General features: G+C 73.6%; 20 protein-coding genes and 1 other RNA gene. 8 read left to right on the top strand and 13 right to left on the bottom strand.

The features are described from left to right. Positions 1-134 precede the first annotated feature (134 nt). From ABT084_RS29400 to ABT084_RS29390, 3 genes are all read right to left on the bottom strand, one after another. Complete coding sequence (locus tag ABT084_RS29400; RefSeq protein WP_351050154.1) at positions 135-1298, bottom strand: uroporphyrinogen-III synthase; 1164 nt, start codon at positions 1296-1298, stop codon at positions 135-137. A 100-nt stretch (positions 1299-1398) separates the two neighbouring features. After that, complete coding sequence (locus ABT084_RS29395) at positions 1399-2760, bottom strand: nitrate/nitrite transporter (protein WP_351050152.1); 1362 nt, start codon at positions 2758-2760, stop codon at positions 1399-1401. Positions 2761-2886: 126 nt separating this feature from the next. Then, entirely contained in the window at positions 2887-3852 is a 966-nt protein-coding gene (locus ABT084_RS29390; RefSeq protein ID WP_351050149.1) for a LysR family transcriptional regulator, read from the bottom strand. A 102-nt stretch (positions 3853-3954) separates the two neighbouring features. Between ABT084_RS29390 and ABT084_RS29385 the strand changes: the two genes are divergently transcribed. Continuing rightward, entirely contained in the window at positions 3955-5256 is a 1302-nt protein-coding gene (locus ABT084_RS29385; RefSeq protein WP_351050146.1) for an MFS transporter, read from the top strand. Here ABT084_RS29385 and ABT084_RS29380 read toward each other — a convergent pair. The 7 genes from ABT084_RS29380 to ftsE form a co-directional block, all read right to left on the bottom strand. Continuing rightward, positions 5195-5506, bottom strand: a complete 312-nt coding sequence (locus ABT084_RS29380; RefSeq protein ID WP_351050143.1) for a hypothetical protein — start codon at positions 5504-5506, stop codon at positions 5195-5197. The genes ABT084_RS29385 and ABT084_RS29380 overlap by 62 nt on opposite strands. After that, entirely contained in the window at positions 5503-5847 is a 345-nt protein-coding gene (locus ABT084_RS29375; RefSeq protein WP_351050140.1) for a hypothetical protein, read from the bottom strand. Before ABT084_RS29375 ends, ABT084_RS29380 begins: the two co-directional genes overlap by 4 nt. A gap of 140 nt (positions 5848-5987) precedes the next feature. Further along, positions 5988-6376, bottom strand: a transfer-messenger RNA (tmRNA) gene (gene ssrA, locus ABT084_RS29370). 101 nt (positions 6377-6477) lie between these two features. Next, a complete protein-coding gene (gene smpB / locus ABT084_RS29365) occupies positions 6478-6963 on the bottom strand; it encodes an SsrA-binding protein SmpB (protein WP_351050137.1) in 486 nt (161 codons plus the stop codon). 18 nt (positions 6964-6981) lie between these two features. Continuing rightward, the gene (locus ABT084_RS29360; RefSeq protein WP_351050134.1) at positions 6982-8184 is read right to left on the bottom strand and encodes a S41 family peptidase; all 1203 of its coding nucleotides are present in this window, start codon (positions 8182-8184) and stop codon (positions 6982-6984) included. 67 nt (positions 8185-8251) lie between these two features. Then, positions 8252-9175: a permease-like cell division protein FtsX gene (gene ftsX, locus ABT084_RS29355; RefSeq protein WP_351050131.1), complete on the bottom strand. Its 924-nt coding sequence runs from the start codon at positions 9173-9175 to the stop codon at positions 8252-8254. 17 nt (positions 9176-9192) lie between these two features. Beyond that, the gene (gene ftsE, locus ABT084_RS29350) at positions 9193-9882 is read right to left on the bottom strand and encodes a cell division ATP-binding protein FtsE (RefSeq protein ID WP_330330715.1); all 690 of its coding nucleotides are present in this window, start codon (positions 9880-9882) and stop codon (positions 9193-9195) included. A 225-nt stretch (positions 9883-10107) separates the two neighbouring features. Here ftsE and ABT084_RS29345 point away from each other — a divergent pair, with 225 nt between their 5' ends. After that, positions 10108-10302, top strand: coding sequence for a hypothetical protein (locus ABT084_RS29345; protein WP_283448847.1), 195 nt, complete (start codon positions 10108-10110; stop codon positions 10300-10302). 110 nt (positions 10303-10412) lie between these two features. On the opposite strand, the gene prfB is transcribed toward ABT084_RS29345, so the two are convergent. Next, the gene (prfB, locus tag ABT084_RS29340) at positions 10413-11522 is read right to left on the bottom strand and encodes a peptide chain release factor 2 (protein WP_351050127.1); all 1110 of its coding nucleotides are present in this window, start codon (positions 11520-11522) and stop codon (positions 10413-10415) included. Between the two features lie 325 nt (positions 11523-11847). On the opposite strand from prfB, the gene ABT084_RS29335 reads away from it, so the two are divergent. Continuing rightward, positions 11848-12870, top strand: a complete 1023-nt coding sequence (locus ABT084_RS29335; RefSeq protein ID WP_351050124.1) for an isopenicillin N synthase family dioxygenase — start codon at positions 11848-11850, stop codon at positions 12868-12870. A gap of 482 nt (positions 12871-13352) precedes the next feature. Here the strand turns inward: ABT084_RS29335 and ABT084_RS29330 are convergent, their stop codons facing one another. Together ABT084_RS29330 and ABT084_RS29325 are read right to left on the bottom strand one after the other, a co-directional pair. Further along, positions 13353-14615: a serine/threonine-protein kinase gene (locus ABT084_RS29330; protein ID WP_351050122.1), complete on the bottom strand. Its 1263-nt coding sequence runs from the start codon at positions 14613-14615 to the stop codon at positions 13353-13355. 180 nt (positions 14616-14795) lie between these two features. Next, positions 14796-16553 (bottom strand): serine/threonine-protein kinase, encoded by a 1758-nt coding sequence (locus ABT084_RS29325; protein ID WP_351050119.1) that lies wholly within the window; start codon positions 16551-16553, stop codon positions 14796-14798. A gap of 460 nt (positions 16554-17013) precedes the next feature. On the opposite strand from ABT084_RS29325, the gene ABT084_RS29320 reads away from it, so the two are divergent. From ABT084_RS29320 to ABT084_RS29300, 5 genes are all read left to right on the top strand, one after another. Beyond that, positions 17014-20349, top strand: coding sequence for an FHA domain-containing protein (locus tag ABT084_RS29320; RefSeq protein ID WP_351050115.1), 3336 nt, complete (start codon positions 17014-17016; stop codon positions 20347-20349). 118 nt (positions 20350-20467) lie between these two features. Further along, the gene (locus ABT084_RS29315; protein WP_351050112.1) at positions 20468-21850 is read left to right on the top strand and encodes an ABC transporter substrate-binding protein; all 1383 of its coding nucleotides are present in this window, start codon (positions 20468-20470) and stop codon (positions 21848-21850) included. Between the two features lie 5 nt (positions 21851-21855). After that, positions 21856-23184, top strand: a complete 1329-nt coding sequence (locus tag ABT084_RS29310) for a carbohydrate ABC transporter permease (protein ID WP_351050109.1) — start codon at positions 21856-21858, stop codon at positions 23182-23184. Then, entirely contained in the window at positions 23181-24092 is a 912-nt protein-coding gene (locus ABT084_RS29305; protein WP_351050106.1) for a carbohydrate ABC transporter permease, read from the top strand. The genes ABT084_RS29310 and ABT084_RS29305 overlap by 4 nt, the downstream gene beginning before the upstream one ends. Positions 24093-24265: 173 nt before the next feature. Continuing rightward, entirely contained in the window at positions 24266-26512 is a 2247-nt protein-coding gene (locus ABT084_RS29300) for a bifunctional glycosyltransferase/CDP-glycerol:glycerophosphate glycerophosphotransferase (protein ID WP_351050103.1), read from the top strand. Positions 26513-26709: the final 197 nt, after the last annotated feature.

Genomic DNA, 26709 nt, shown 5'->3' with positions numbered 1-26709 from the left:
CCCGGCCCGGGCAGACCCAGCCTCGCCGGCGTTTGAGGCGCGGGGTCCGGGGCGGAGCCCCGGCGGCGGCGCCGCACCCACCCTCCCGGGGCGCCTCGAACGCCGGCGAGGCTGATCGCGCCCCCGGCCCGGGGTCAGGCGTCCGGCTCGGCGGCGTATTTCGATTCGCCGCCCGCGTCCAGCGCCAGCCGGTACCCCCGCTTCACCACCGTCTGGATCAGCTTCGGCACGCCCAGCGCCACCCGCAGCCGAGCCATCGCCGTCTCCACGGCATGCTCGTCGCGGCCCGCCCCCGGCAGCACCCGGAGCAGCTCCGCCCGCCCCACGACCCAGCCGGGCCGCCGGGCCAGCGCCCGCAGCAGGGACATCCCGGCCGGCGGCACCGGCCGCAGTTCCTCGTCGACCAGGACCGCGTGCCCGCGGATCTCCACCCGGTGCCCGCCCACCGGCAGCACCCTGGCCCGCCCCGGCAGCTCCTGGCACAGCACCTGCACGAGCGGCCCCAGCCGGAACCGCTCCGGCTGCACCGTCATCACCCCCTGCGCCTGCAACGGCAGCGCCGTCACCGGCCCCACGCACGCCGCGAGCACCCCCGTGCGCAGCCCGTCGAGCACCGCCTCCGTCATCTCCCGCTCCGCGGCCCGCGCCAGCAGCGACGCCGCGGCGGGCGCGGAGGTGAAGCTGACCGCGTCCACCGCCCCCAGGGCGATCGCGTCGAGCAGCCGGTCCAGCGGCCCGACGTCCTCCGGCGGCATCCACCGGTACACCGGTACGACGATCACCTCGGCCCCGCCCGCCCGCAGCGCCTCCACGAACCCCGGCAGCGGCTCCCCGTGCAGCTGGAGCGCGATCCGCCGCCCGGCGACCCCGCCCGCGAGGAGCCGGTCCAGTACCTCCGCGAGCGATTCCGACTTCGGCGACCAGGTCTCGACCAGCCCGGCGGCCCGGATCGCGCCCTTCACCTTCGGTCCGCGGGCCAGCAGTTCGGTGGCCCGCAGCCGGGTCAGGAGCTCCTCGCCGATCCCCCAGCCGTCGGCGGCCTCGATCCAGCCCCGGAAGCCGATGGCGGTGGTGGCGACCACCGCGTCCGGCGCGCAGCCGATGAGTTCCTTGGTCGCGGCCAGCAGCTCGCTGTCGTCCGCGAGCGGCACGATCCGCAGCGCGGGCGCGTGCAGGACCACCGCGCCGCGCCGCCGCAGCAGCGCGATCAGCTCGTCGGCGCGCCGCGCGGCGGTGACCCCCACCGTGTAGCCGGAGAGCGGCCCGGCGGGCGGCGGCCCGGCCTGTGTGTCGTCCATCGTGACCTGCCTTGCGCAAGGGGGGCGTGAGCGTGTGCCGAGCCTGTCAAGCGGTCGTGTCAGGCTCGGTTCACCCGTATTTCGGCGCCGTTAACCGCCGTTACACCGACGTGAGCTGCGGCTTCGCCGTGGGGTCCGGGGCGGCCCCGGCCTTCGGGGCGGGCCGGCGAAGGTATACCGACCAGGTCACCGCGCAGCAGACGGCGTAGAACCCGAGGAAGGTCACGAAGGCGGTGGTGCCCGATCCGGAGCTGAGGAAGGCCTGCCGGAAGACGAGGTTGATGCCCAGTCCGCCGAGCGCGCCGACGGCCCCGATCAGGCCCATCGCGGCCCCGGACAGCCGTCGCCCGTAGGCGGCCGCGTCCACGCCGCTCATGCCGCGGGCGAGCGCCTTGGCCTGGAAGATGCCGGGGATCATCTTGTACGTCGATCCGTTGCCGAGCCCGCTGAGCACGAACAGGGCCACGAACCCGGTGAGGAACACCGGCAGCGAGGCCCGTACCGAGGCCAGCACCACCACGCCGGTGGCCGCCGCCATCGCGACGAACGCGCCGAGGGTGATCCGCGCGCCGCCGTACCGGTCCGCGAGCCGGCCGCCGACCGGCCGGATCAGCGAGCCGAGCAGCGGCCCGATGAAGGTCAGGGAGGCGGCCTGGAGCGGGGTCCGGCCGAACTGGGTCTGCAGGACCAGCCCGAAGGCGAAGCTGTAGCCGATGAAGGACCCGAAGGTGCCGACGTACAGGAACGACATGATCCAGGTGTGCGCGTCGCGCACGGCCTCGCGGACCGCCCCCGTGTCGTTGCGCACGGGTGCCAGGTTGTCCATGCGAGCCGCCGCCAGCGCGGCCGCGAGCACGATGAGCGGGATGTAGGCGGCCAGCAGGATCCGCGGGTGCCCGGCCCCGGCCACGGCGATGACCAGCAGTCCGGCGAGCTGGACGACGGGGACGCCGATGTTGCCGCCGCCCGCGTTCAGGCCGAGCGCCCAGCCCTTCTCGCGGAGCGGGAAGAAGGCGTTGATGTTGGTCATGGAGGAGGCGAAGTTCCCGCCCCCGACCCCGGTCAGCGCCGCGACGAGGAGGAAGGTGCCGTACGAGGTCCCGGGCTCCATCACCACCAGCGCGGCCACCGTCGGCGCGAGCAGGGTCAGCGCGCTGAAAATGGTCCAGTTGCGGCCGCCGAAGCGGGCGACGGCGAAGGTGTAGGGGACCCGCACCAGCGCGCCGACGAAGGTCGCCGTGGCGATCAGGGTGAACTTCCCGGCCGGGTCGATGCCGTACGTCGGTCCCATGAACAGGACCATCACCGACCACAGCGACCAGATCGAGAAGCCGACGTGCTCGGAGAGCACCGAGTAGACCAGATTGCGCCGGGCGGTCCGCCGCCCCGACTCCTTCCAGAAGGTCTCGTCCTCGGGGTCCCACCGCTCGATCCAGCGGCCGCCCGTGCGCGGTGCGGTCATCACGCCTCCACTGCTCTCGTGTCCGTGATGACGACCGTAGGGACGGCTCGTTTCGCCCCCGGTCCCCGCCGGATGACCGCGGGGATACCGTGCTCTCACCCGCCGTCGCGGCTCGATGTGAGCGCGTCAGCTCCGCATGAGCTCCGCGTCGCCCTCGGGGAGCCAGCCGCCGTCGGGCATCCGGAGCCAGCCGCGTACGGTCCCCAGCTCGGCGGCGGCCGCGCGCAGCGCGGTGAGCCCGGGGTGGGCGAAACCCTTGCGCCACACCATGGACAGGGGCGACAGCGGCACGGGGTCGGTCAGAGGCCGGCGCACGCAGCCCGGCATGTCGGGGAAGTCGACGGTGGCCAGGACCGGGTGGCCCGTCCTGGCCATCACCCGCCGGAACTCCTCCTTGCCGATCGCGACGGGCGCGGGCGGCGCGAGGGCGGTGCCGCGGCCCGCGAAGAGCCGCCGGGCCAGGTCGGTCCACTCCAGGGTGCGCGGGTTCCCGGCCCCGGCGTACACGGTCTCCCCGGCCAGCGCGGAGACGGGGACGGTGGCCCGCGCGGCCAGCGGGTGCTCCTCGGGCAGGACCACGGCCAGCGGCTCCAGGCGCACCGGCAGGTGGGCGAGTCGGGCGCGCAGGGCCGGGCCGAGCCCGCCGAACCGGCCGAAGGACACGTCGAGGCGCCCGGCGGCGATCTCCCCGGCGCTGTGCGTGAGCCCGCTCTCGAAGCGGGCCATCAGCTCCTGGTCCGGGGCCAGTTCGCGGGCCCGGTCCAGGACCTGGCGGGCGGTGCCGGGGCCATCGGAGTTGAGGTCGACGAGCAGGGGCCGCCCGGCCGCGCCGAAGGCGGCGGCGAGTTCCTCGTGGGCGCGCAGCACCCGGCGGGCGTACGGCAGCAGCCGCTCCCCGTCGGCCGTCAGCTCGACCTGCCGGGTCGTGCGGACGAACAGCCGCGTCCCCAGGGCCTGTTCCAGGCGCCGGACGTCGCGGCTGAGGGCCTGCTGGGCGACGTACAGGCGCGCGGCGGCCCGGGTGAAGTGCAGCTCCTCGGCCGCGGCGACGAACCCGCGCAGCAGCCGGGGGTCCACATCGGGTGCGTTCACCGCGGCAGCGTAACCCGGGCCGCCGCATTGACAACACGCGTGCGTGAATCACTCCGGAACAGGTGTTGGACCGCGCCGGCCCCCCGCCGCGAGTCTTGATCCATGCCCACCACCGCGCCCCCCGCCCCGCTGATGGCCGTCACCGGCGCCACCCTGGTCCTCGCCGCGCCGGCCGCCGCCCGCGCCGCACGGCCCGCCGCCCGCCGCCGCGCCCCCGGCCCCTACGGGCGCCTCTTCGCCCTCCCCGGCACCCGGGCCTTCACCGCGGGGAACCTCCTCGCCCGGCTCCCCATGGGCATGTTCGGGGTCAGCGCGGTCCTGATGATCGCGGGCCAGCGCGGCTCGTACGCCCTCGCGGGCGCGGTCACCGCCACCGGCCTCGCCGCCACGGCTGTCGTCGCGCCCTTCACCGCCCGGCTCGTCGACCGGTACGGGCAGGCCCGGATCGCCCTCCCCGCCACCCTGATCGCGGTCCTCGGCTCGCTCTGCCTGGTGTGGTGCGTCCGTCACCAGGCCCCCGCCTGGACCCTCTTCGCCTCCTACGCCGCCACGGCGACCACCCCCAACATCGGCGGCCTCTCCCGCGCCCGCTGGAGCCACCTGCTGCGCGACTCCCCCGCCGCCCAGCACACCGCGATGTCCTTCGAGCAGGCGGCCGACGAGCTGTGCTACCTCCTCGGACCGGTCCTCGCCGCCGGCCTGTGCTCCCTCGCCTTCCCGGAGGCGGGCACCCTGGCCGGCGCGGCCCTGCTGCTCATCGGCATGACCCTCTTCACCTCCCGGCGGGCCACCGAACCCCCGCCCGCCGGGCGCACCCCGCACCGCTCGCCGCTGCGCTCCCCGGGGCTGCCGGGGCTGCTGGCGCTGTTCCTGGCCCTGGGCGCGGTCTTCGGCTCGATGGAGGTCGCCTCGATCGCCTACCTCACGGCGCACGGCCTGACCACGGCCGCGGGCCCGGTCCTGGCGCTCCAGGCGGCGGGCTCCTGCGCGGCCGGTCTGCTCTACGGCACCCTGCGCCCGCGCGGCCTGGGGGTGTGCGTGAGCGCCCTGGCGGTTCTGATGGCCCTGCCCTGGGCGGCGGCGGCCACCGGGTCGGTGCCCGCGCTGGCCGTGGCCCTGCTGCTGGCGGGCATGGCCACCGCCCCGACGATGGTCACGGCGATGGCCCTGGTCCAGCGCGCCACCCCGGCGGCCCGCCTCAACGAGGGCATGACCCTGGCCGTCACCGCCATCCTGGGAGGCATCGCCGCCGGCTCGGCCACGGCGGGCGCGACCGTGGACCACCTGGGCCCGACGACCTCGTACGCCCTCCCGGCCGCGGCGGCCGCGGCGGCCCTCTGCCTCACTGCCAGAAGATCTCTTCCACGACGATCTGCGGATCCTCGGCGCGGTGCACGAAGGTGAACCGCAGCCATCCCCTTCCCCGGTCGAAGGCCAGGATGTGCGGGCCCCTCGGACGGCTGGACCGCGCCGGTTCCAAATGCAGTCCTGTCGGGAGTTCGTCCTGCGGAAGGTATGGATTGCGAGCAGTGACCAATTCGGTGACACCCTCCCGGACCTGCTTGCGCACTTCCTCCGGAAGAGCGTCCCGGTAGGTCCGCGCCGCCTCGACCCAGTCCAGTTGCCAGGGCGGTCCCATGAAGTCGTCCGTCACCGGCCGGGCTCCACCTGGCGGGCCTGGCGGCGGAGGTGTCCGGCCTCTTCCAGGAGCGCCTTCGCGCGGTCGATGTCGCTCGCTTCGGCCGCCTCGTCCTCTAGGTGGTGCACCTGTTGTTCCAACAGGGGGTCCCGCGCGATGGCGTACTCGCCCCACCACCGGGCCATGAACGCCGGGACCGGCGCGATGTCGTAAGCATCCGCGATGTCCCGCTTCCAGTGCGCGTCAAAGTCGGGCAGGAGCTGCGGAGCGTGCTGGGCGATGGCCTCGCGCAGGGCCCGGGGGGTCCTCTCGGGCATCGCCGGGATGCCCTGTCCGCCAACGGCAGCGGTGGTCATGGGTGCCCTCCTCCGTCTCGTGCGGCCTGCCCGCACCTCGGCGGGACGTCCTCCGCAGCCTAGCGCCGAGGTACGCGAGCAGGCAGCAAAAAGCCCCTGGCCCGGCGAAGGACTCGCCGGGCCAGGGGCCACACATGGGGTGGTGGAGATGGCGGGAATCGAACCCGCGTCCAGCGGTGCAGAAGCAGGGCTTCTCCGAGCGCATTCCGCTGCGCTTTTCTCGGCCCCGGAGATCACACGGACAAGTCTCCGACGGGCTCAGTCACTGTTTGGTTTCCCCCTAACCCCCGTGACCGGGGTTAGAGGTTTAGATCCCTAATTGACGCCAGGATCCGGACCGGGACCACTTCCGGGCTGACGCTCCTCACAGAGGCTTCAGTTCGCTGTTATTAGGCAGCGAGGGAGAAGCGGGAGTTATCGCTGTTGGAATTGGCGATTATTTTTTGCGACAGGTGGTTAACGAGATCATTGCCGCTTCCTCGGCTCGCTTCCCCTGCATCGACATCCGCTGTCGAAACCGATCATCCCCATGTTTCACGCTATTCAGTTGGGTACCGCTCAAGGCGCACGACCCCTGCGGGGAGGTGCTGCGCCCATGGTACGCGAAGTGGACCACGGGATGCCAGGAGATTACAGCTCGCCGCGCTCCTTGCGCTTCACGGCCGAGATGACCCGGTTCGTCTCGCGCGTGTCCTGCTTCTCGCGCAGCGACTGGCGCTTGTCGTACTCCTTCTTGCCCTTGGCCAGCGCGATCTCGACCTTGGCACGCCCGTCCTTGAAGTACAGGGCCAGCGGCACGATCGTGTTGCCCGTCTCGCCGGTCTTCGAGTCCAGCTTGTCGATCTCCTCGCGGTGCAGGAGGAGCTTGCGCTTGCGGCGGGCGCTGTGGTTGGTCCAGGTGCCCTGGCTGTACTCCGGCACGTGCACGTTGTAGAGCCAGGCCTCGCCGCTCTCCACCGACACGAAGCCGTCCACCAGCGAGGCGCGGCCCTGGCGCAGCGACTTCACCTCGGTACCGGTGAGCACGAGACCGCACTCGTAGGTGTCGATGATCGTGTAGTCGTGCCGGGCCTTCTTGTTCTGGGCGATCAGCTTGCGCCCTTTTTCCTTAGCCATAGTGCGGTCATTTTCGCACTACGGACCCACCCCGAGGCCACCCAATACCTGGCGGGCCCGCTCCTCGACGCCCGCGTCGGCCGTCAGGTCCGGGCTGATGCCCCGCCCGTCCAGGCTGCGGCCCGCCGGAGTGCGGTAGGTACCCACCGTCAGCTCGGCCACGGAACCGTCCGCCAGCTCGGTCGGCATCTGCACCGAGCCCTTGCCGAAGGTGTGGCTGCCGACCGTCACGGCCCGCCCCCGGTCCTGGAGCGCGCCCGTGACCAGCTCGGCCGCGCTCATCGTGCCGCCGTCGACCAGCGCGACCAGTGGGCGGACCGTGTCCCCGCCCCGGTCCGCGTACAGGGCGCGCTGGGCGCCGCGCACGTCGTACGTCGCCACCAGCCCGCCGTCCAGGAAGGCGGAGGCGGCGCTCACGGCCTCGGTGACCAGGCCGCCCGGGTTGCCGCGCAGGTCCAGCAGCACCCCGGCGCCGGGCGGGGCCGCGCGGACGGCCTCCCGGACGCGCTCGCCCGAGCCCCGGGTGAAGGAGGACACCTTGATGACCACCACCCCCTTGCCCAGCTCCCGTACCGTCACGGCCTCGGTGCTCATCCGGGCACGGCGCACCGTCTCGGTCAGGTCCGCGCCGTCGCGCTCGACCTCCAGCGTCACCGCGGTTCCGGCGTCCCCGCGCAGCCGGGCCACCACCTGGGCCACGGTGGAGCCGGTGACCGCGGCCCCGTCGACGCGGGTCAGCCGGTCCCTGGCGCGGACCCCGGCGAGGGCGGCGGGGCCGCCGGGCTGGACCCGGGTCACGGTGATCCGGCCGTCAGGGCGGCGCTCGGCCCAGAGCCCGACGCCGGAGTAGCGGCCGTCGAGGTCGTCCGCGAAGGTGGCGTATTCGCCCTGGTCGTAGACCACGCCCCAGCGGTCCCCGCTGCGGCTGACCACGTCCTGGGCGGCGTTCTTGCCGGACTTGCCCTCGGCGACGGCCTCGGCCGCGGCCCGCGCGACGGCCTCCCGGTCGGCGGTCCCGGTCTTCCCGGAGCCGGGGGGCGCGGAGGTCTTCGTACGGGCGAGGGCGGCGGACGTACGGCCCTCCTCGCCCGGACCGGGCCGGTACCCGGTGCTCACGGCGGTCCCCAGCCCGCCCAGCGCGCCGATCAGCGCCAACGTCACGGCGGCCCCGCGACGCAGGTCGCGGGGCCGGCTACAGAGGGGGACGGGGTGGCCCGGCATGGCGCCGAGTCTAGGACAAGCCCCGGGCCGGCACGGCGGGTTGGCCGGACCGCCCACGGGGCGCTCGTCACACCTTCAGGTACTTGCGCAGCGCCACGAAGGCCGCGAGCGAGGGCATCAGCAGGCCGATGACCAGCACCAGCGGGAGCTTGGTGAGAACCGCGTCCCAGCCGATGAAATTGATCAGCTCCATCTTGTGCCGCAGCCCCGCGCCGTGGTCGATCACGAAGTACTGCCCGGAGGCGAGCATGCCGCACGCGAGCACCGCGCCGATCAGACCGGCGAAGGCGGCCTCCATGATGAACGGCACCTGGATGTAGAAGCTGGAGGCGCCCACCAGCCGCATGATCCCGGTCTCCCGCCGACGGCTGAACGCCGAGACGCGCACCGTGTTGACGATCAGCAGCAGCGCCACCACCAGCATGATCAGCATGATGCCGAGCGCGGCCACGTTGAGGTAGCCGAGCAGCCGGAAGAGGTTGTCCAGCACGGTCCGCTGGTCCTCCACCGACTGGACCCCGTCCCGCCCGGCGAAGGCGGTCGTGATGACCTTGTACTTCTCCGGGTTCTTCAGCTTCACGCGGAAGGACTCGGGCATCTGGTCGGGAGTGATGGAGGCGGCCAGGGCGGTGTGCCCGAACTGCTCCTTGTAGTGCTTGTAGGCCTCGTCGGAGGACTCGTACGAGACCGTCTCGACGAGGTCCATCTTCTTGAGGTCGGCCTCGACCTGCTTCTTCTGCTCGGCGGTCACCGCGCCCTTGGCGCAGGAAGCGCCCTGGCTGGCCTCGGCGTCGTTCTTGTTGCAGAGGTAGATCGAGACGTTGACCTTGTCGTACCAGTAGCCCTTCATCTGGCTCACCTGGTCGCGCATGAGCAGGGAGCCGCCGAACAGGGCCAGCGACAGGGCCACGGAAATGATGACCGCGAAGGTCATGGTCAGATTGCGGCGGAGACCGACCCCGATCTCCGACATGACGAACTGGGCGCGCATCGCGTCTCAGGGGCCTTTCAGTGCTGGTAGCCGTAGACGCCGCGCGACTGGTCGCGGACGAGACGGCCCTGCTCGAGTTCGATGACGCGCTTGCGCATCTGGTCGACGATCTGCTGATCGTGCGTCGCCATGATCACGGTAGTGCCGGTCCGGTTGATCCGGTCCAGCAGCTTCATGATCCCGACCGAGGTCGACGGGTCGAGGTTGCCGGTCGGCTCGTCCGCGATGAGCAGCGCCGGGCGGTTGACGAAGGCCCGGGCGATGGCCACGCGCTGCTGTTCACCGCCGGAGAGTTCGCCGGGCATCCGGCTCTCCTTGCCGCCCAGTCCGACCAGCTCCAGGACCTGGGGGACGGCCTTGCGGATCTCGCCGCGCGGTTTGCCGATGACTTCCTGGGCGAAGGCCACGTTCTCCGCGACCGTCTTGTTGGGAAGCAGCCGGAAGTCCTGGAAGACGGTCCCCAGCTGGCGCCGCATGTGCGGAACCTTCCAGTTGGAGAGTCTGGCGAGGTCCTTGCCCAGCACGTGCACCTGCCCCTGGCTGGCCCGCTCCTCGCGCAGTATCAGCCGCAGGAAGGTGGACTTGCCGGAGCCGGAGGAGCCGACCAGGAAGACGAACTCGCCCTTGACGATCTCCAGGGACACGTCTCTGAGTGCGGGCTGGCTCTGCTTCGGGTAGTACTTGGACACACTGTCGAATCGGATCACGGGTGCACCACGGTCGCCGGGAGTAGGTGAGCGTGACCATACGCGAATGGGCGCAGGCTAGGGACCCGGCATCCGGAGTTGTCCGTTATATCCCCTGGTGCGGAAGAGGCCGGATCGCGTGTGACCGGACGGGCCGCGCCGAATGTCGCGGGAGCTGGCACAGTGGTAGGGGGAACGGACCGGTTCCCCCCGCCGTTGTACATGGGGACGAGAGGAGGACAGCGCATGACGTATGACCGGCTCGTGTGCGCGAACTGCGCCGCGCCCGTCAGTCAGGGCCGCTGCCCGGTGTGCCGGGCGAACAGGGAGCGCCTCCAGCAGGAGGACCGCCCCTTCGCCAACCTCAACCCCATGACGCTGATCGCGCTCATGGTGGTGCTCGTGGCAGCGCTCGCGCTGGTGGCGCACCAGGCCGCGTAGCGCCACACGTACCGACCGAAGAAGCCCGGACCCCTTGCCAGGGGTCCGGGCTTCTTCGCTGTTCAGGGGCCCAGGGGGCCCAGAGCGGGCCCAGGGGGCGCGGGCGGAGGCTAGGAGGCCTGCTCCTGCTGCTTGCGCCAGCGGATCCCGGCCTCCAGGAAGCCGTCGATCTCACCGTCGAGGACGGCCTGCGGGTTGCCGACCTCGAACTCCGTCCGGAGGTCCTTGACCATCTGGTACGGGTGCAGGACGTAGGAGCGCATCTGGTTGCCCCAGGAGCTTCCGCCGTCCTTGAGGGCGTCCATCTTGTCCTTCTCCTCCTGGCGGCGCCGCTCGAGCAGCTTGGCCTGGAGGACGTTCATCGCGCTGGCCTTGTTCTGGATCTGCGAGCGCTCGTTCTGGCAGGAGACCACGATGCCGGTCGGCAGGTGCGTGATGCGCACCGCGGAGTCGGTCGTGTTGACGCCCTGGCCGCCGGGGCCCGAGGCGCGGTACACGTCGACGCGCAGCTCGGCCTCGTCGATCTCGACGTGGTCGCTGGTCTCGACGACCGGGAGCACCTCGACGCCCGCGAAGGACGTCTGACGACGGCCCTGGTTGTCGAAGGGCGAGATCCGGACGAGGCGGTGCGTGCCCTGCTCGACCGAGAGGGTGCCGTAGGCGTACGGGGCCTTGACGACGAAGGTGGTCGACTTGATGCCGGCCTCTTCGGCGTACGACGTCTCGTAGACCTCGGTCGGATAGCCGTGCCGCTCGGCCCAGCGCAGGTACATCCGCTGGAGGCGCTCGGCGAAGTCGGAGGCGTCCACGCCGCCGGCCTCGGCCCGGATGTTGACGAGGGCCTCGCGCTCGGCGTACTCGCCGGACAGGAGGGTACGGACTTCCATCTCCGCCAGCGCCTTGCGGACGGAGACCAGCTCGGTCTCGGCCTCCGCGAGGGTGTCCGCGTCATCCATCTCCTGGGCGAGATCGAAGAGGACTTCGAGATCGTCGAGCCGGCTGCGCAGGTTCTCGGTCTTGCGGACCTCGGCCTGGAGGTGGGAAAGCTTGCTCGTGATCTTCTGGGCGGCCTCCGGGTCGTCCCACAGGGACGGCGCCGCGGCCTGCTCCTCGAGCACGGCGATCTCCGCCCTCAACTTGTCGAGGTCCAGGACGGCCTCGATCGACCCCATGGTCGAGGAGAGGGACTTCAGCTCTTCGGAAACATCGACGACTGCCACGGGTCCAGCGTAGCCGGTCCCCGGACGGCCCCGTCCGGCCAGGCCGAATACCCCCCTACGGCCGGGCCCCCGAACGGGCGTACGCTCACCGTATGACCGTCTTCCTCGTCACACGCCGCCATGTGGACTACATGCGTGTCACGACGACGAGCTGTCTGCCGCCGGACCGAACCACAGCCTGATTTCCCAGCTGATCGATTCGACCCGGTCCTGTTCACGCGGCTCACGCGGCCCCGGCGCCACCCCTGCCGACGGCCCGCTCCCCACCCGCTGTCCCCGCCACCTCTGGGGAACAGGACCCCGTGACATCCGAAACGGAGCCGTCATGCCGTCCGCGCATACTTCCCTCACCCCTCTCACCTCGCTCCCCGTCCTGGACCTCTCCCGGGCCGACGACCCGGCCGAGCGGGCCGGTTTCCGCGAGGAGCTGCACGCCGCCGCCCGCGACACCGGATTCCTGCATCTGACGGGACACGGGATCGGCGCGGCCGAGACCGCCCGCATCCTGGACGTGACCCGGGCCTTCTTCGCGCTTCCCGAGGCCGACCGGCTGGCCGTCAGCAATCTGAACTCCCCGCACTTCCGCGGGTACACCCGGATCGGGCACGAGCTGACCGGCGGCGCCTCCGACTGGCGCGACCAGCTGGACGTGGGCGCGGAGCGGGACGCGCTGCCGGTGGGGCCCGGGGACCCGGCGTACCTGTGGCTGGAGGGGCCCAACCAGTGGCCCGCGGCCCTGCCCGAGCTGCGGACCGTGGTCCTGGACTGGCAGTCTCGGCTGGCGGCGGTGGCCCACCGGCTGCTCCAGGAGCTGCTCGCCTCCATCGGGGCCCCCGCGGACTTCTTCGACGCGGCCTTCGCGGACCGCCCCCACCTGCACACGAAGCTGATCCGCTACCCCGGCTCCGCGCCGTCGGGCACCGGCCAGGGGGTGGGCGCGCACAAGGACTACGGGTTCCTGACCCTGCTGCTCCAGGACTCCGTGGGGGGCCTCCAGGTGCGGCGCGGGGACGGGTTCCTGGACGTGCCGCCGCTGCCGGGGGCGTTCGTGGTGAATCTGGGCGAGCTGCTGGAGATCGCGACGCAGGGGTATCTGCGGGCCACCGACCACCGGGTGGTCAGTCCGCCGGGGGCGGTGGAGCGGTATTCGGTGCCGTTCTTCTACAACCCGCGGCTGGACTCCGTCGTCGAGACGGTCCCCGGCGACTACCTCCGGTCCGCGCCGGGGCTCGCCGAGGACGCGGCGAACCCGCTGCACGCCGAGTACGGCCGCAACGAACTGAAGGGCTGGGTCCGCGCCCACCCCAAAGTGGCCGCCCGCTGGCACCCCGCCCTCCTCCCGACCTGACCCCCCGCCTCCCGGCGGGGCGGCGTCCCCACACCGGGCATCCGCCCCCGCCCTCCGGGGGCGCCTCAAACGCCGGCGAGGCTGGGTGGGGTGACCGCGCCCGACCGCCGGGCGCAAGCCGTCCCGCCCTCCGGGGGCGCCTCAAACGCCGGCGAGGCTGGGGGTGGACGCGCTTGGCGGGGGTCGGTGCGGGATGGCCGTCCGGCCGGGTGCGGCTGGGGCGCCCTTTGGGGGCGACTGAGACGTTGGGGGTGGCTGGCCAGGAGTCGACGTACGGGCGCTGCGCCGACGACCGGGGCACCCCCGGAGAGACAGCAGTCCACGAGTCGCAACCCAACCAAGCCCCGCCGGCGTTTGAGGCGCCCCCGGAGGGCACGACAGCCCGCACCACACCCACCAGACCCGTCCACCCCCAGCCCCGCCGGCGATTGAGGCGGGCGTCGCCCCGGAGGGCGGGGCGACCGGCGCGGGCAGGGCCCCCGTTACGGGGTCGTCGGGGCCGACTGTTTGGTGTTCGGCGGGGGTGGGGGGTCGTCCGAGGTGGAGAGCCAGGTGCCCAGCGCCACGGCCACGACCAGAAGCACCGCCGCCCCGGACAGCATCAGCCGCCGCTTGCGCACGGTATCGGCCCGATGCCGTGCGGACCCGGGCCGATGCCCCCCGGCCGGCCTCGGCACCCGGGCCGTCCCCAGCGCACCCCCGGCCAGCTCGTCCGGCCCCGGCACCCGCATCGACGTATGCGTGTCCCGGTTCGAATCCGTCGCCGACCCCGGAACCAGCGGCACCACACCCCGCCGCCGCACCGGATCGGCCGGGGCGCTCTCCTGCGCCTCCGACGCCGGCTCCGCCTCCAGGTCGTCCGGCTCGTCGACGTCCAGCGGCGGCATCCCGGCCAGCAGCGGCAGCAGGTCGCGCAGCCGGACGGACAGCTCGGAGGCCCGCAGCCGCGAGGCGGGGGCCTTGGCCAGGCACTGGACCATCAGCTGCCACAGCTCGTCGGGGATCCCCGGCAGCGGCACCACCGTCTCGGTGACGTGCCGCCGCAGGACCGCCCCCGGGTGCCCGCCCCCGAAGGGCGTGAACCCGGCGAGCAGCTCGTACAGCACGGTCGCGAGCGCGTATATGTCCACGGCCGCGCGCGGCGGCAGCCCCTCGACGATCTCGGGGGCGAGGTAGTCGGGCGTACCGATGATCCGCGTGGTCGGCGCCGTGGCCCGGCTGCCACCGGGCGGCGGCGCGGCCCGGCGCGGGGAGTCGATCAGTTTGGCGACGCCGAAGTCCGTGAGCAGGGCGGGGTGCGCCCCGCCGGGACCGATCGGGCCCTGCATGTCGAGCAGGACGTTCTCGGGCTTGACGTCGCGGTGCACCACCCCGGCCGCGTGCGCGGCGGCGAGCGCGTCGGCGACGTCGGCGACGATCGCGACGGCCGCCTCGGGGGCGAGCCGCCGCTCCCGGTCGAGCCGGGTCCGCAGGTCCGTACCGCGGACCAGGTCCATGACGAGCGCGAGGTCGTTGCCGTCCACGACGAGGTCGCGGACCGAGACGACGTGCGGATGTTCCAGTCCGAGCAGCGCGCTGCGCTCCTGGACGAACCGTCCCACCAGCTCCTGGTCGGACGCGAGGTCCTCACGGAGCAGCTTGACGGCGACGGGGCCCTCGGGCCCCTCGCCCAGCCATACCGTGCCCGCGCTGCCGCGCCCCAGGATCTGGTGCGCGGTGTACCGGCTGCCGATCTTCCGTGCCACGACTGCTCCCTCAGCGGCTGGCGTACGCACCAAAGCTACGCGGCCGGGTGGGGGTTGGAGGCCAGCAGGGGGCCCGATTCGCGACGACCTTCACTTCTGTGGGCGAAATCGTGTCCCAGAAGTCGACAAATCCACGAACTCACCGCTACAGCGGTACGGCGGGGCCGCCCTGGCACCCCGTCAGCCGGTACTCCCGCCACCGCTGCCACCGCCGCCGCTGCCGCCGAGTTCGCCGATCCAGTCGGAGACCTGCGAGCCCCAGGACCAGACCTGGTCCCACCAGCCCTTGCCGGTGCCCACCCATTCCTGGAGGGGGGTCAGCTCCCAGACCAGCCAGCCCGCGACGAAGAGCAGGACGAGGGTGAACAGGCAGCCCTTGAGGCAGCCGAGCCCCGGGATCCGCATCGGGTTGGCGCTGCGGCGGCGCGGCTCGCGCGGCTCGCGCTGGGCGGCCTGCTGCGGCCGGTTCGGCTGCTGGGGCGGCGCCGCGTACTGCTGCGGCTGGGGCTGGTGTTGGGGCTGGTGCTGCGGCTGGCGCTGCTGAGGCTGTGGCGGCCGCTGCTGGTACTGGGGCTGCTGCGGCTGCTGGTACTGCTGCGGCGGAGGCTGCTGGCGGTACGGCTGCTGCTGCTGGGGCTGCTGGTACTGCTGCGGCGACTGAGGCTGCTGGTACTGCTGCGGCTGCCGGGGCTGCTGACCGTACTGCTGGGGCTGCTGCGGCGGCGCCTGGCGGTGCGGACGGCGGCGCAGCGGGTCATCGGCCGGGTCGAGGTACTGGATCGAGGTCTGCTCGTTGCGGTCCCGGGCGGCCCGCATCTGCGACTGCCACGGGTGCGGCTGGTCCGGCTGCTGCACCGGGGGCATGACCGAGGTCGGGTCGGCGCCGGGGGCGTACTGCGGGGCCGGGGGCATGGACTGCATGACGCTGGTGGCGGCGTTCGGGTCGTAGGCGCCCATGGGCCCGCTGACGGGCGGCAGCACCTGCGTCGGGTCCGCGGCCCCGGGGATCTCCGGGACCGGCGCCGGGGCCGGGTCGGGCGCGAGCAGCGCGCCGACGCCGAGCGCGGCCTCGACCTCGGCGGGGGAGGAGTGCACGCCGATGCCGGCCGCGACCACGCGCAGGGCGCGGGCCAGGCTGACGGCGCTGGGGCGCACGTCCGGTTCCTTGCTCAGGCAGCGCTCGATGACCGTCCACAGCGGTTCGGGCAGGGTCGAGGGCCGCTGCGGGTCCTCGCTGAGGTGGCGGTGCAGGACCTCCAGCGCGGTGCCGCCCGCGAACGGCGGCCGGCCGGTGACCAGCTCGTACATCAGGATGCCCGCGCCGTAGATGTCGACGGCGGAGGTCTGCGGGCGGCCCTCGGCGGACTCGGGGGCGACGTAGGCGGGCGTACCGACGAACTCGTGGGTGCGCGTGAGGCCCGGGGAGTCGGCGAGGCGCGCGATGCCGAAGTCGGTGAGCATGGGGCGCATCTGGCCGTCGCGCTCGTCGACCAGGACGTTCGCGGGCTTGAGGTCGCGGTGGACCACGCCGTCGGCGTGGCTGGCGGCGAGCGCGTCCGCGATCTGGGCGGTCAGCAGGCTGGCGGCGACCGGGGTGAACGGCCCGTTCTCCCGGAGGTACTTGTGCAGGTCGGGACCGTCGATGAGGTCCATGACGAGCGCGAGCAGATCGCCCTCGACGACGAGGTCGCGGGTGCGGACGATGTTGGGGTGGGTCAGGCGCAGCAGGACGGACCGCTCGCGCAGGAAGCGCATGACGACGTCGGGGTCGTGGGCCAGCTCCTCCTTGAGGACCTTGATGGCCACGGTCTCGCCGGGCTGGCCGGCGACCGCCGCCTCGGCGCCCGCGGCCTCGCGCTGGCGGGCACGCCAGACGGTGCCCGTGGCGCCGCGTCCGAGCGGCTCCTCGAGCAGGTATTTGCTGCCGACTGGCCGCACGTCTCGCGCTCCCCTGCTGTCGTGTTCCGCCTGTGCTTTTCCGGCGGTCTTCCGGAGGTCTTCCCGGAGGTTCTCCCCGAGGTTTTCCGACCCACTCTAGGCGCTGTCCCGGGGGAAGACGCTGGGCGTCCGGCGATGGTTGCCGTACATATGTACGAAGAGTGACATTCGTGGGGTATGCCCGTGGCGATTTTCCGCGGCTTGCTGTCCGTATCTGTACGGGGTGTGGACGGAGCCGCGATCGATCAAGATCACTTATGGCTGGGTGCCGGGCGTGTTGTCGGTGACAGGTGCGAGGATGCACCCGTACGGAGTGGGTGGGGTCGGGAGCCCCGCCTTCCGGATGACCTGACCGGACGACGCGTCCGCGGCGGGTGGGGGGCGAACGGGCAGCCATGTCCCGCCGTTTCCCTGCCCGGCGCACGCAGCGCGCACCGCGCAGAAGGGACCGCTGACGGCGATGCAGATCCGGCTGACCGTCCTCGGGCCGCGCAGCGGCCACCAGATCGCGCCCGCGACGTGTGACGTCCTCGTCACCGCGCCCGTCGGCACTCCCCTGGCCGCGGTGGCCTCGGGGCTGGCGGCGACCGTGGCGGGCCCGGACACGGGGGGCACGGTCGTCCTCTACGCCGGGGCGGAGCGCCTCGATCCGCAGCGCCGGGTGCTCGGCGAGCCGCCGCTGGTCGACGGAGCCGTACTGGCGCTGCACACGCCGGTTCCGGACGTACTGCCCGCGCTGGAAGAGGGCCTCGGCGCGCCCCAGCTGCACGTGGTGGCCGGACCGGACGCGGGCGGCGTGCACCTGCTGCACCCCGGAGCGCTGCGGATCGGGCGCTCGGCGGACGCGGACGTACCGCTGGACGACCCGGACGTGTCCCGGCTGCACTGCGCGGTGACGGTGACGGAGGACGGCCGGGTCAGCGTCGCCGACCTGAACTCGACGAACGGCACCGCGCTGGACGGGATCCCGGTCGCGGGCACCCCGGTACGGCTGGCGCCGGGCGCGCTGCTGCGGATCGGCGAGTCCACCCTGCGGCTGGCGGGCCCGACGCCGCTCCCGCTCCCGCTGACCCCGGACCTGGAGGGCCACCTGGCGCTCCCGCCCCACCCCGACGCCCCGGCCGACCCCGGCTCCGCGGCGCCCGCCGCGGCCTCCGCCGAGGCCCCCCGGGCCCCCGCCGCAGCCCCGGCGAGCGCCCCGGCCCGGCCGGGCGGGGGCGGCCCGGACGCCGGGTACGACCCGCCCGCGGCGGGAGCTACTTCCGGCCACTACGCCACACCCTGGCCCGCCGCGGGCGGCCCGGACACCGGCGCCGGGCGGCCCCCCGGGGCGCACCGCGCGGGGCCGGGCCCGAGCCCGTACCCCTCCCACGGCGGCGCCTCCGGTACGGCCGACCCGTACGCGGCCTCCACCGGCGGAGCCGGACAGCCGGGCCAGCCCGGACAGCCCGGCCAGCCCGGCCAGCGGCCCGGCCAACCCGGACGCCCCCCGCACACCCCGCACACCCCACACCCCGCGCACCCGCCGCAGCCCGGCCACGAAACCCCCGCGGCGGGAGCGACTTCCGGCCACCAGGCCACCCACTGGCCCGCCCCGGCCGGCCAGGCCACCGGCCCCGGCGCCCCGGACTCCTTCACCCCGGACTCCTTCGCCACCGGCTCCGCCCCCGTCTCCCCCGCCACCCCCCGGCGCCGCGGTATCGGGGCCTGGGCGCGCAAGTGGGTCGGGCGGGACGAGGAGGCCGAAGCGGCCGCCGGGGTCCCCGCCGCGGCCGTCGTGACCGGAGCGGAGCCGGGGCCCGATGACCCCGCCTCCCTGCTGCTGGCCGCGCTCGGGCCCACCGGCCGGCTCTGGAGCCGCGGCCCCGGCCACCCCGAGCGCCTCGTCGTCGGGCTCGGCGCGGGCTGCCGCGTCCCGCTGCGCACCGCCGGGGCCCTCGGCCTGGCGGGGCCGCGCGCCCGGCTGACCGGTCTGGCCCGGTCCGTGGTCGCCCAGCTCGCCGCCCTGCACTCCCCCGCCACCCTCGAGATCGTGCTGATCGCCGCCGACCGGGCCCGCCCGCTGGCCGAGCGGCGCGCCGACTGGGGCTGGCTCGGCTGGCTCCCGCACGCCCGGCCCGCGCACGGCCAGGACTGCCGTCTGCTCCTCGCCTACGACCGGGACCAGGCCGCCGCCCGGACCGGGGAGCTGACGCGACGGCTCGACGACGGCCCGCTCGGGACGAGCTGGGCCACCGCCGACCGGCAGGATGTGGCCGACGCCGCCCGCTCGTACGCCGGTCCGCTCACCCTCCTGATCCTCGACGGCGACCCCGGTCCCGGCCGGCTGCGCGATGTGACCGGGCGCCTCGCCTCGCACGGCCCGGCCGCCGGGATCCATGTCCTGGCCCTCGCCGACGCGCCGCCCGCCACTCCCGCCTCCACGGTGGACGAGACGTACCAGGCGGCCTGCGCGGGCGCCCCGGCCTTCCGGGACTGCGGCGCCGTCGGCCTGCTCAGCGGTGACGTGGCCACCGCCGTCCGCAGCTTCCGCGTCTCGGGGGGCCGCCCGGTCGCCCCCGGGGAGACGGCCGTCGCCGACGCCGTCTCGGCCGCGTGGGCCGAGCGGTTCGCCCGCGCCCTGGCCCCGCTGCGCGCCGAGGGCGCCGGAGCCGAGCCGCTGCGCACGGCCAGCGCCACCCTGCCCGCGACCGCCCGGCTGCTCGACGAGCTGGGCCTGGCCCGGGCCACCCCGGCCTCCCTGATGGCCCGTTGGGCGGCCGCCACCGACCAGGGGCAGGGCGTCGGCGGGCACGTGGAGATCGTCCTCGGCAGCGGCCGGCGCGGCCCGGTCGGCGCCGAGCTGGTGACCGACGGCCCGCACCTGCTGATCGAGGGCCCGGCGGGCAGCGGGCGCACCGAGCTGCTGCGCTCCGTCGCCGCGTCCCTGTCGGCCGCGGCCCGCCCGGACCGGCTCGGTCTGGTGCTGCTGGACGGCGCGGGCGGCGAACGCGGTGACGGGCTGCTGCCGTGTACCGAGCTGCCGCACGTCTCCGCGCACCTGGTGGCCTCCGATCCGCTGCGCATGCGCGAGTTCGCGCAGGCGATCGGCGCCGAACTCAAGCGCCGCCACGAGCTGTTGGAGGGGATCTCCTTCGCCGAGTGGCACGCCCGGCGCGAGGTCACGGACCGGATGGTCGCGCCGCGCCGGCCGAGCGCCAGTGAGCTGCGCGGCGATCTGGACCCGCCCCGTTCGGGCACCCTGCGGCTGCGCTCGGCCGCTCCGCGCGGGGAGGTGCCGGGGGCCGGGCCGCTGCCCCGGCTGGTGGTGCTGGTGGACGATTTCGACGCGCTCGTCGCGCCCGCCCTGGGCAGTACGGGCCGCCCCTCGGCCGGTTCGGTGGTGCGCGCCCTGGAAGCGGTGGCCCGGGAGGGCGCGCGGCTCGGCGTCCATCTGGTGGCGACCAGCGCCCGCCCGGACCGTACGGACGGCACCGAGCTGGCCCGGCTGACGACCCTGCGGGTGGAGCTGGACGCGCCCGACCAGCCGGGGCCCGGCCGGGGGCTGCTGCGGTACGCCGACGGGCGCGCGGTGGCGTTCCAGGCGGGCCGGGTGACCGGCCGGATCCCGCGGACGGCGACCCAGAGACCCACTGTCGTTCCGGTCGAGTGGGAGCGGATGGGTGATCCTCCGGCCCGCCGTCCGGTGCGTGAGCTGGGCAACGGTCCGACCGACCTCGCGCTGCTGGCCAGCGCCCTGGACCGGGCCTCCCACCTGGTCTCGGCGATACCCGTGCTGTTCCCGCCGGCCCCTTGAGTCCCGCTGGTCCCCCGCGCGGCGGGGGGCATCCGTGCCCGACGCGGTATTGCGGGGGCGCACCGCGCGGCGTAGACCTTGTGGTCCGGGACACACCATGGACATCGGGGGCAGAGCCATGCGTACGCACGGAACGGGCCGCACCGCACGCCCGCGCACCTGGGCGGTGCTGGCCGCCGCGGGCGCGCTCGCGCTGACCGCCTGCGGCGGCGGTGACGGTGACGGGAAGAAGGACTCCTCCGCGAGTCCGGACGCCGGGAGCACCCAGAGCGGACCGCGCGTCCAGTTACCTTCCCTCGCCGGGGAGAAGCTGGAGGTCGCCGCGGTCTGGACGGGACCGGAGCAGGAGAACTTCACGAAGGTCCTCAAGGAGTTCGAGAAGCGGACGGGCGCCACCGTCACCTTCGTCCCGGCCCAGGACCCGATCGTCACGTTCCTCGGTACGAAGGTCGCGGGCGGCCAGCCGCCGGACGTGGCGCTGCTGCCGCAGGTCGGGGCGCTGGTCTCGGCCGTGACGAACAAGTGGGCGCAGCCGGTCGGTCCGGAGGCGCAGAAGCAGCTCGACCAGAACTACTCGGCGGGCTGGAAGGCCCTGGGCGCGGTCGGCGGGACGCAGTACGGCGTGTACTACAAGGCGGCCAACAAGTCGCTGGTCTGGTACAACGCGAAGGCGTTCAAGGCGGCGGGCGTGCAGCCCCCCACGACCTGGGCGCAGTTCCTGGAGGCCGCGGACACCCTGTCGGCCTCGGGCGTCCCGGCGGTGTCGGTGGGCGGCGCGGACGGCTGGACCCTCACCGACTGGTTCGAGAACATCTACCTCTCGCAGGCCGGGCCGCAGAAGTACGACCAGCTGGCCAAGCACGAGATCAAGTGGACGGACGACAGCGTCAAGCAGGCGCTGACCACCCTGGGCCAGCTGTTCGGGCGCAAGGACTTCCTGGCGGGCGGTCAGACCGGCGCGCTGGCCACCGAGTTCCCGAAGTCGGTCACCCAGACCTTCACGGGCGGGGACCGGCCGGGCGCGGCGATGGTCTTCGAGGGCGACTTCGTGGCGGTGAACATCGCGCAGACGGAGGCGAAGGTCGGCACGGACGCGCTGGTCTTCCCCTTCCCCGCGGTCGGTGCGAAGGCTCCGGTGGTCTCGGGCGGTGACGTGGCGGTGGCGCTGAAGCCCTCGAAGGGCGCGCAGGCGCTGCTGACCTTCCTGGCCTCGGCGGACGCGGCGGAGATCCAGGCGAAGCTGGGCGGTTTCGTCTCGCCGAACCGCGGGGTGAACCCGGGCGCGTATCCCAACGCGATCCAGCGGGACATCGCGAAGAACCTGCTCGCGGCGGGTGACGACTTCCGCTTCGACATGTCCGACCAGGCTCCGGCGTCCTTCGGCGGTACGCCGGGGGCGGGCGAGTGGAAGGACCTCCAGGACTTCCTGGCCAACCCCGCCGATGTCGCGGGTGCCCAGGCGAAGCTGGAGGCCGACGCGGCCAAGGCCTTCGGGCACTGATCCCGGTGACCTCGAAGACGGCCACCGCCCCGGCCGGGGCCCGGACCCGCGCGGCCCGGCGGCACCGGCTGGTGGCGGGCGCGTTCCTGCTGCCCGCGCTGGTGCTGCTCGGCGCGCTCGTCGTGCACCCGATCGGCTATTCGCTCTACCGCAGTCTCTTCGACCGTTCCGGCGACTCGTTCGTGGGCGCCGCGAACTACCGGGAGATCCTGCACGACGACACGATCCGCACCGCGCTCGGCAACACCGCGCTGTGGGTGGTGCTGGCGCCGACGACGGCGACCGCGCTCGGTCTGATCTTCGCGGTGCTGACCGAACGGGTGCGCTGGGGCACGGCGTTCAAGCTGCTGGTGTTCATGCCGATGGCCATCTCGATGCTGGCCGCGGGCATCATCTTCCGGCTGGTGTACGAGGCCGACCCGGACCGCGGCGTGGCGAACGCGGTGTGGGTCGGGGTCCACGACACCTTCGCGCCGTCGTCGGCCTTCCCCAAGGCCCGCCCGGGCCGGGATTCGCCGCTGGTGGACGCGGGCGGCGGGGCGTTCGTGACGCGCGATCCGGTACGGGCGGGCGTCCCCGTGCTGATCCCGCTGGTCGGGGTGGCGCCGGACGACCTCCCCAAGGGCACCCGCCCGGCGAAGGCGGCCACCGCCGAGCCGGGCCGGGTCACCGGGACCGCCTGGCAGGACTTCACCCGGGGCGGGGGCGGGCGTACCAACGCGCTCGACCCGGCCGAGTCCGGGTACGCGGGCATGCGGGTGGAGGCGGTCAAGGACGGCAAGGTGGTGGAGTCGGCCACGGCCGCGGGCGACGGCACCTTCAGCCTCTCCGCGAAGGCCGACGGGGCGCTGCTGCGGCTGCCCGCCTCGAACTTCGCGGCGCCGTACGCGGGCGTGCAGTGGCTGGGGCCGACGCTGGTCACCCCGGCCGTCATCGGTGCGTACGTGTGGATGTGGGCCGGGTTCGCGATGGTCCTGATCGGGGCCGGGCTGGCGTCCGTACCGCGGGAGCTGCTGGAGGCGGCCCGGGTGGACGGGGCCAACGAGTGGCAGGTGTTCCGCCGGATCACCGTGCCGCTGCTCGCGCCGGTCCTGGGCGTGGTGCTGGTGACCCTGGTCATCAACGTCATGAAGATCTTCGACCTGGTCTTCGTGATCGCGCCGGGCTCGGTGCAGGACGACGCGAACGTCCTCGCGCTCCAGCTCTACCGCACCTCCTTCGGTACGGACGCCAACCCCGGCCTCGGCAGTGCCATCGCGGTGCTGCTGCTGGTGCTCGTCCTTCCGGTCATGCTCTACAACATCCGCCGGATGCGCCGGGAGGCTTCCCGATGAGTACGCCGAACACGCCGAGCACACCGCACACGCCGAGTGCGCCGATAGCGGTGGCCGCGCCGACCCGCACGGGCAGGCTGGCGGCGCGCGCCGCGGGGGGCGCCGTACGCGTCTTCCTGGTCCTGACCGCCATGTTCTGGCTGCTGCCGACGCTGGGGCTGCTGGTCTCCTCGCTGCTCGCCCCGGCCGATCTGAACAAACAGGGCTGGTGGCAGGTGCTGACCGCGCCGTCCCGGCTGACCACGGCCAACTACGAGCGGCTGCTGTCCAACGACACGATCACGGGCTCGCTGCTGAGCACGGTCGCGATCACCGTGCCGGCCACCCTGCTCGTGCTCGTGCTCGGCGCGTTCGCCGGATACGCCTTCGCCTGGCTGGAGTTCCCCGGCCGGGACGCGCTGTTCCTGCTGGTCGTCGCGCTGCTGGTGGTGCCCGTCCAGGTGGCGCTGATCCCGGTCTCCGAACTCTTCGGCTCCATCGGCCTGTTCGAGACCACGGCCGGGGTGGTGCTGTTCCACACCGCCTTCGGGCTGCCGTTCGCGGTGTTCCTGCTGCGCAACTTCTTCGCGGAGATCCCGCGCGAGCTGCTGGAGGCGGCGCGCCTGGACGGGGCGGGCGAACTGCGGCTGTTCGCCCGGGTGGTGCTGCCGCTGGGCGGCCCGGCGATCGCCTCCCTGGGCATCTTCCAATTCCTGTGGGTGTGGAACGACATGCTGGTGGCGCTGGTCTTCGCGGACTCGGCACACCCGCCGATCACGGTGGCGCTCCAGCAGCAGGTGCGGCAGTTCGGCAACAACATCGACGTGCTGGCGCCGGGCGCCTTCCTGTCGATGGTGATCCCGCTGGCCGTGTTCTTCGCGTTCCAGCGGCAGTTCGTGTCGGGGGTGATGGCGGGCGCGATCAAGTGATTTCCGCGTGGGACCGGGTGGCCGCCGACCGGGATCGAGTGGTCGCGGAGCGCGAATCGCCGCGTTGACGTGCTGCGTTGACGCTGGGTAACCCGAATGCCACGGCTCGCGTAACCCGATCACGACCCCGGGGGTTGCTGGGCAATATGCCCGCGCCGACCCATGGATGTGCCGTGCCCCGGTTCAGCGTCATCGTGCCCGCGTACAAGGTCCAGGCGTACCTCCAGGAGGGGCTGGACTCGGTGCTGTCCCAGTCGTACCCGGATCTGGAACTGATCGCGGTGGACGACGCCTCCCCGGACGCCTGCGGCCGGATCATCGACGAGTACGCGGCCCGCGACCCCCGGGTCACCCCCGTGCACCTGGCGCACAACGCCGGTCTGGGCCCGGCCCGCAACGCGGGCCTGGCCCGGGCCACCGGCGACTACCTGGTCTTCCTCGACGGTGACGACACCCTGGCCCCCGGCGCCCTGCAGGCCATCGCCGACCGGCTGAAGGCCACCGGCTCCCCCGATGTCCTGGTCTACGACTACGCGCGCACCTTCTGGACCGGCGAGACCACCCGCAACCGGCTCGCCCACCGCCTGCGCGAGGACGGCCCGGCCAGCTTCCGGCTCGCCGACCGCCCGGCGCTGCTCGGGATGCTGATGGTGGTGTGGAACAAGACGTACCGCCGGGAGTTCGTGGAGCGCGAGGGCCTCACCTTCCCGCCCGGGTTCTACGAGGACACCCCGTGGACCTATCCGGCCCTGCTGGCCGCCGAGTCCGTCGCCGTCCTGGACCGGGTGTGCGTGCACTACCGCCAGCGCCGCACCGGCTCGATCCTGACCACCTCCAGCCGGCGCCACCTCGACATCTTCGACCAGTACGACCGGGTGTTCGCCTACCTCGGCACCCGCCCGGAGCTCGACCGCTGGCGGGCCGTCGTACACCGTCGGATGGCCGAGCACTTCTGCGCCCTGTACGCCGATCCGCGCCGCCTCCCGCGCGCCGCCCGGCCGGAGTTCTTCCGGCGCGCGGCCGCCCTGCTGCGCCGCTACCGGGTCCCGGTGCGCTCCGACGCGCAGCCGGTGTCCCTGTCCCGGACCGACCGGCTGCGGCACACCCTGATGCGGCTGGGGGTCCGGCGCGCGTACGGGCTGGCCTCCGCGCTGCGCGCCACCGCCCTGCGGCTCGGGCGGGGCGCGAGGGGCGCCTGGCGGGGGCTGCGCGAGAGCGCCCTGCGCTGCCACTACCGGATCCAGCGGCTGCTGCCGCTGCGGCCCGACCTGGCGGTGTTCAGCGCGTACTGGCACGGCGGCTACGCCTGCAACCCGGCCGCGATCGAGGCGAAGCTGCGCGAGCTCGTGCCCGGCACGCGCACCGCGTGGATCTGCGATCCGGCGCACGCGGCGACCCTGCCGAAGGAGACGGCCGCGCTGCGGCCCGGCTCGGCGGCCTACTGGACGGCGCTGGCCCGGGCGACGTATCTGGTCACGAACGTCAACTTCGAGCGCGCCCTGGTCAAGCGGCCGGGGCAGATCCTGGTGCAGACCCAGCACGGCACCCCGCTCAAGCGGGTGGGCCTGGACCTCCAGGACCGCCCGGCGGCCACCCCGACCACCGATTTCGCGGGCCTGCTGCGGGGCGCCGACCAGTGGGACTACCTGCTCTCCGCCAACCGGCATTCCACCCTGGTGTGGGAGAAGGCGCTGCCGTCCTCGTACACGACGCTGGAGTACGGCTACCCGCGCAACGACGTCTTCCACCGGGCCGGCCCGGCCGAGGTCCTGGACCTGCGCGAACGCCTCGGCATCCCGGCGGGCTCCACGGCGGTCCTGTACGCGCCCACGCACCGCGACTACCGGCGCAGCCGGCCGGAGCACCTGGACTTCGAGCGGGTGCTGCGCGACCTCGGGCCCCGCTTCACGATCCTGGTGCGCACGCACCTGACGTACGCGGACGCGCCGCCGTCGTGGGAGCGGCACCCGCGGCTGCTGGACGTGAGCGGCCACCCGTCGGTGGAGGAACTCTGCCTGGCGTCGGACGCATTGGTGACGGACTACTCGTCCCTGATGTTCGACTACGCGGCGCTGGACCGGCCGATCGTGATCCACGCGGACGACTGGGAGGCCTACGAGGCCTCGCGCGGCACGTACTTCGACCTGCGGGCCTTTCCCCCGGGGGCGATCGCCCGGACCGAGGACGAGCTGGTGGACATCTTCGCCACCGGGCACTGGCGGGGCTCGCGCTCGGCGCAGCTGCGGGCGGCGTTCCGGGCCCGTTTCTCCACACATGACGACGGTCACGCGGCGGAGCGCGTGGTCCGCCACGTCTTCCTGAACGACCCGACCCCGCACCCCCCGGTCACCCCCCTGGAAGCCCGCCACCCCACCCCGGCAGCCCCCGCCCTGGTCCCGACGTCCCCCCTCTGGCCATAGCCCGAGCCCCCAAACGCCGGGCAGCTGAATTTGCCCCCGCGCCGCAGCCACCTGCGACCCCGCCTCGCCTCCGGCGGGCCCTCAAACGCCGGGCAGGCTGATTTTGCCCCGGGCGGCCACATCGGCCCCGCCGGCGTTTGAGGCGCCCCCGGAGGGCACCACCGGCGCCAGGGGGGCAAATCAAGCCTCGCCGGCGA

The organism is Streptomyces sp. NPDC002138, from assembly GCF_040296485.1.
GTDB lineage: Bacteria > Actinomycetota > Actinomycetes > Streptomycetales > Streptomycetaceae > Streptomyces.
This window is presented reverse-complemented; position numbering and strand designations above follow the sequence as displayed.